We start from the raw sequence: 935 nt of genomic DNA on the forward strand, positions 1-935 counted from the left end.
ACACGCCCAGCCCCCGCTTGGGGACGGCGGCGCGCGCTGTGCGCATGGCGACGTCCACCGCGTACACGATCGTGCGTGCGGCGGACGACATCGAGCGGGCCAGCGTGAACCGGTCCTGCAGGCCCAGCGCGGTGGCGACCTCGTCGCCGTCCTGCGCGCGCAGCACGTCCCGCGGCTTGCGCGCCACCCGCCGCAGCTCGGTGCGCACGTCCAGCAGCAGCCTGCGGGCCTCGTTGACCTCGGCGGAGGGCCGGTCGGTCAGCTGCGCCGCGCTCAGCGCGTCCAGCAGCGTCACGTCCCGCAGCCCGCCGCGGCCGTGCTTGAGGTCCGGCTCCACGCGGTGCGCGATCTCGCCGCTGCGCGCCCACCGCCGCGACGCCGACTCGGCCATCTCGTCCAGCCGCGTGCGCACCCCCGTGCGCCACGCCTGCCGCGCGCTGTCGGTCAGCCGCTGGCTGATCTCCTGGTCGCCCGCGATGTGGCGGATGTCCAGCAGCCCCAACGCGGTGCGCAGGTCACCGGCGGCGACGCGCAGCGCCTCGCCCACCGTGCGCACCGAGTGGTCCAGGCCGATGCCGGAGTTCCACAGCGGGTACCAGAGCTTCTCGGCGATCCCGTCCACGCCCTTGTGCCCGTTGTGCACCAGGAGCAGGTCCAGATCGGAATAGGGCACCAGCTCTCGCCTGCCCAAACCCCCCACGGCGACCAGCGCGACCCCGCTGCCCGGTCCACCGACGCCCGACTGCGAGGCGTGCGCGGTGAGCCAGAACTCGTGCAGGTCCACCAGCGCCTCGCGCAACGACTCCCCCGTCAAACGGCGCCGGGGGGGGGGGGGGCGGCGGGGCGGGGGGGGGGCCCCCGGGGGGGGCGGGGGGGGCGGCGGCGGGGGGGGTTTAGAAAGTGCCGCCGCCCGCCCCGACCCACGAACGCGTAAT

General features: G+C 75.8%; 1 pseudogene. It reads right to left on the reverse strand.

The features are described 5' to 3' along the window. A pseudogene (locus AB0G02_RS09045) lies at positions 1–802 on the reverse strand ([protein-PII] uridylyltransferase); the annotation flags it as partial. Positions 803–935: the final 133 nt, after the last annotated feature.

The sequence above is a fragment of the Actinosynnema sp. NPDC023658 genome (assembly GCF_040639995.1).
Classification (GTDB): Bacteria; Actinomycetota; Actinomycetes; order Mycobacteriales; family Pseudonocardiaceae; genus Actinosynnema.